General features: G+C 54.7%; 3 protein-coding genes and 3 pseudogenes. 2 read left to right on the top strand and 4 right to left on the bottom strand.

Annotated elements, in window-relative coordinates; translation table 11 throughout:
• Positions 1-202: 202 nt before the first annotated feature.
• The 4 genes and pseudogenes from AC6CIA_RS26210 to AC6CIA_RS26195 form a co-directional block, all read right to left on the bottom strand.
• Positions 203-424 (bottom strand): annotated as a pseudogene (locus tag AC6CIA_RS26210) (transposase domain-containing protein); the annotation flags it as partial.
• An 89-nt stretch (positions 425-513) separates the two neighbouring features.
• Positions 514-1,098, bottom strand: a complete 585-nt coding sequence (locus tag AC6CIA_RS26205) for a group II intron maturase-specific domain-containing protein (protein ID WP_498316036.1) — start codon at positions 1,096-1,098, stop codon at positions 514-516.
• Between the two features lie 15 nt (positions 1,099-1,113).
• Positions 1,114-1,695 carry a reverse transcriptase domain-containing protein gene (locus AC6CIA_RS26200; RefSeq protein WP_498316034.1) on the bottom strand — a complete coding sequence of 194 codons (582 nt, stop codon included), beginning with the start codon at positions 1,693-1,695 and terminating at the stop codon, positions 1,114-1,116.
• Positions 1,637-1,906 (bottom strand): annotated as a pseudogene (locus AC6CIA_RS26195) (integrase core domain-containing protein); the annotation flags it as partial. The gene AC6CIA_RS26200 and the pseudogene AC6CIA_RS26195, both read right to left, overlap by 59 nt.
• Between AC6CIA_RS26195 and AC6CIA_RS26190 the strand changes: the two are divergent.
• Both AC6CIA_RS26190 and AC6CIA_RS26185 read left to right on the top strand, forming a co-directional pair.
• Positions 1,880-2,156, top strand: a pseudogene (locus AC6CIA_RS26190) (IS3 family transposase); the annotation flags it as partial. The pseudogenes AC6CIA_RS26195 and AC6CIA_RS26190 sit on opposite strands and share 27 nt — an antisense overlap.
• 494 nt (positions 2,157-2,650) lie before the next feature.
• Positions 2,651-4,407: inverse autotransporter beta domain-containing protein (locus AC6CIA_RS26185; protein WP_498316032.1), on the top strand; the 1,757-nt coding region annotated here is incomplete at its 3' end.

Raw genomic sequence — 4,407 nt, 5'->3', positions numbered from 1 at the left:
CAATCAACCCGCGGTCACCAAAGCTCGACAGTTGCAGATTAAACGCCAACTGCGCGATGCCTTCTATATTGATACCGACCCATGGAAACGCCGGGTACTGCAACAGGCGCAAGACGTGATTGAACTCACCCGACTTGGGCTGGCCGACAGCCCGAAAGTATGTAGTTGAAACGTATGCGTCCGGGCATCACGTCTTGCGTGATTAAACCGGCTGCCACTTATGCGGAAGCAGCTGCTCGATCTCACTCGCCCGCTGCGTCGGCAGGCGCGTAAGAACATCCTTCAGATAGGCGTACGGATCATGACCATTCAGCCGCCCAGACTGGATCAAGCTCATGATCGCCGCAGCTCGTTTTCCGCTGCGTAGCGACCCGGCGAAGAGCCAGTTCTTGCGTCCAGGAACCCATGGTCGGATATGGTTGTCGGGTGGTCAGACGCGGTTGCCCGCGTCCAACCCCCTAAGAACCGTGCATGCGAGTTTCCCAGCACACGGCTCAAGCCTCTACTAAGGCGCTATTGGGCTCCCGGTTGTACATCGTCGACGTTGGCAAATTGCACATCCCTTGGGCACCGCAGGTGGTAGATCTCAAGATTGGCGGCCGCATCCGTCCCTCCGTGACTCAGCTTCACAACATGGCGGCTATGCCATGGTGTGTCTTTGGTGACCGGTTTAAGGCATGCGCAGCAGCGGCCACCTTGCTGTAGCCACACCCGATACAGCTTGGCTCGACCCTTTGGGGAGATAAGCATTCTTTTGCCCCATCGGGATTCGAAGTACTCATCCCATTCAGGGTCGTGAGGGTTGGCAGCAGCCTTGATCTTGATATGTCGCACAATTGGCGTGTCCGAGGCGTCCAATAACGTGTACTGACGCTTCCGACCATCGGCGGATTTTTCAGCACATGAGAATACCCATCGACGCGCCCCTTGTACTTTGAAATACCGATCCTTCACCCATCGGCGTGTCTTGCGAGGGTGGCGGCGTACCGCCCATCGCCAGAGCATCTCCCACACTGCGCTGTCCACCTGGTTGAAGACCTTCTTGGCGACGACATGACTGTGATAGTTCGCCCAGCCCCGTAGAACCGGGTTGAGCAAACCTATCAAGTTAGCCTACCGTATCGTTTTGTTGGTCTTGATCAACTCTCGCAGCTTGGCAAGTAGAGCCCCGATGTTCGCCTTGGACGGCTTGATCAGGAGCTTGCCGTTGTACTTGCGCAGGTTCCATCCGAGGAAGTCGAACCCGTCCCCTATGTGCGTTATTTTGGTTTTTTCCGGAGAGAGGACAAGTCCACGCTCTGCCAAGAAATCAACCACAGCGGGCCTGACTTCATTCTCCAGCCACTCTTTCGAACAGCCTGTGATGATGAAGTCATCTGCATAGCGCACCACGCGCATTTTTCGGGCTGTCCACTTTGCATTGGGAAATCTCTTCGCCAGCATCGCCTCCAACCTGTCCAGCGTCATGTTGGCCAACACCGGGGATATGATGCCTCCCTGCGGGGTTCCGGCGTGGCTGGGAAACAGTTGATTCTGGTGGACATAACCGGCCTGGAGCCATTTCTGCAAAATCGCCTTATCCATGGGAATGTTGGAGATCAACCAGTCATGGCTGATATTGTCGAAACTGTAGTGGTCAACTAATCCCGGGCACGACTTTAAGTTTTTCTTCGGCCTGAGCTGGCGCCAGCTCACCGTTGAATTGGTGAGGTCAAATCCAGTTGTACCGATGCATCAAAAAATGGCTGATGTCTCGGTGCGCTTCTTGGGCCGTCATGTAGCCCACGCTTGGTATCTATTCAGTTTTCAAACTCCGAAACACTCGCTCCATTGGCGCGTTGTCCCAGCAGTTTCCGCGGCGACTCATGCTCTGACGTATGCGATAACGCCAAGCATGTCCCGTAAAGGAAACTGCTGGCAATGCAGCTATGGAAAGCTTTTTCGGAACGTTGAAATCTGAGCTCTTTTACCTGAACAAATTCAACAGTCTTGATGACCTTGAAGCAGGGATAGAGGGCTACATACACTACTACAATCATTGGCGAATCAGGCTGAAGCTGAGTGGCCTGAGTCCTGTGGTATACAGGACTCAATCAAGCTGGACTGTAAGGGATGTGTGTGGTGTCTGTGGGATTTATCTGATGCGCTGGCGGTAAAGGTCTGGTTTTCGAGTTGGTGATATAGGGTTAATCTCTTTCGTAGAAAATAAGAGTCCACGCTAAGCACTCTGTTTCTTTCTGGGTGGTAGCAATGTACGGATATAAAGTCAGCCATAAATAGATTTATAGCTAATGCTCACGGCCCTGGGAGTTTGGTCGTGCGGTTTTGTCCATCAGCGTTACGCATTAAGTTTTTACCCCGGGCAGGGGGCTAAGTATGTCGGCTTGTAATGGGTGCGGCTCTTTGATTGCCCACTCCGTCGCCCGGCACCCTGTCAGCACAATCAATCTTTGGCTGCGAACGCGCGTAAGGTCGCGCAAAACTATAACTCTATAGCGCTTTGATTGCCCTTCATATGGGGCGCGCTTACTGTGAGGGTTAAATGATTTCTAGTATGAGAGCAACGCAAGCACTCTCTGGTTTTGATACCCCTAACTTTTTTCAATTAGGCGAGTCTAGCTTTCGGCGTACCGCGTTACTGTGTCTTGTCTTGCAGCTGTTTATTATGGTTGACGCGGTGGCGACTCCGCTGTTGAGCTCGGAGGGTGCAAGCGTTGGAACTTTTTCCAAGACGCAGCTCTACACCATAAAGGCGGGCGAGTCGGTGTCGTCGATTGCCAAAAAATACGGTTTGACGGTGATGGAGCTTAAAAAGCTCAACGCACTCCCGACCTTTAATAAGCCGTTCTCTGAGTTAACAGTTGGCGATGAGCTGCTGGTGCCAGCGGGTCCAGCGGACGTCGCAGTTAAATCAACACCTGAGCCCGCAAAGGCTGAGGGCGTCCACGTCGGCGCCGTCAAACAGTTGGGCGGAATTGTCGCCTCGGACAACGCGGGCCGTGATGCCGCTTCGATGGCCAAAGGGGCTGCGGTGGGCGCTGTGAATCAGGAGGCGCAGGCCTGGTTAAACCAATTTGGCACCGCTCGCGCGCAAATCAATGTGGATGACAAGGGCAATCTGAACGGCAGTGCCGTGGATATCCTGGTGCCCCTTGTGGATGCCAAGAGCACGCTGTTGTTCTCTCAAGTGGGCGGGCGCAACCAGGACAGCCGCAATACGCTGAACGTTGGCGCGGGCGTGCGTCATCAGATGACGGCGCGGTGGCTGCTGGGCCTGAACACTTTTTATGATGTGGACACGACGGGGCATAATCGTCGATTGGGCGTCGGTGCAGAAGCCTTTCATGACAACCTGAAACTGGCCGGCAACTCTTATAAGCGCTTGAGCGACTGGCATCAGTCGCGAGACTTTGCCGATTACAATGAGCGTCCGGCCAATGGCTTTGATATTCGCGCCCAGGCTTATTTGCCGTCTTACCCTCAGTTAGGGGGTAAGGTGATGTACGAGAAGTATTACGGTAAAGACGTGGCGCTATTCGGCAAAAATGCTCGCCAGCGCAACCCTCAGGCAATGACTGTCGGTTTAGAACATACGCCGTTTCCCCTGCTGACCTGGGGTGTTGATCATAAGGCTGGATCCGGTAGTAAAAGCGACTCCCAAGTTAAGCTGGGATTTACTTATCGTTTCGGCGAATCGATGTCCAAACAGTTTGACCCCTCAGCCGTGGCGGCAATGCGCTCCGTGGCGGGCAGTCGTCTGGATTTGGTGGAGCGTAATAACAACATCGTTTTGGATTACCAAAAGCAAGTGCTGTTAAACATGACCTTGCCGACCAAAGCGGGTGTCGGGAGCAGTGCTGATACGCTTGTCGCCAGTTTGACCAGTAAGTACCCGTTGTCCGCCATCGAGTGGGATACCTCGGCCCTGGTGGCCGCCGGCGGTTCGGCGACGCCTGATCCGACCAACAAGCTGGCCCTGAACTTCACTTACCCGCCTGCGGTTAACACCTATCTGGTCAGCGCGATCGCCAGGGATGTGAATGGCAATAGCACGGCCCGTATCAACACCACGATCATCACCAGCGTCAGTGGTGTGAGTGTGTCGCACGCGGTCGACAAGAACGGTGCTGCGGCCAATGGCTCTGAGGCCAATCAAGTCACCGTCACGATGCAGGATGGTAGCGGTGCGCCGCTGCAAGGAGAGGCCGTAACCTTCAGTGCACCGGCAGGGGCGGTGTTGACCGCCGTCGGTTCGCAAACCAATGCGCGTAATAACGCGTCCGCACGCAGTGCGGGCGACGTCACACTCGACGAAAAAACCAACGCGCAGGGCAAAGTCTCGGTTCAGTTGACGCATGTCCATGCGGGGGATATTGCCCTGCACGTCAGCTACGGCGCCGACGCGGC

Source organism: Pseudomonas sp. GQ91 (genome assembly GCF_059758795.1).
The sequence above is the reverse complement of the archived record's forward strand: the minus strand, read 5'-3'. Positions and strand labels throughout refer to the sequence as shown.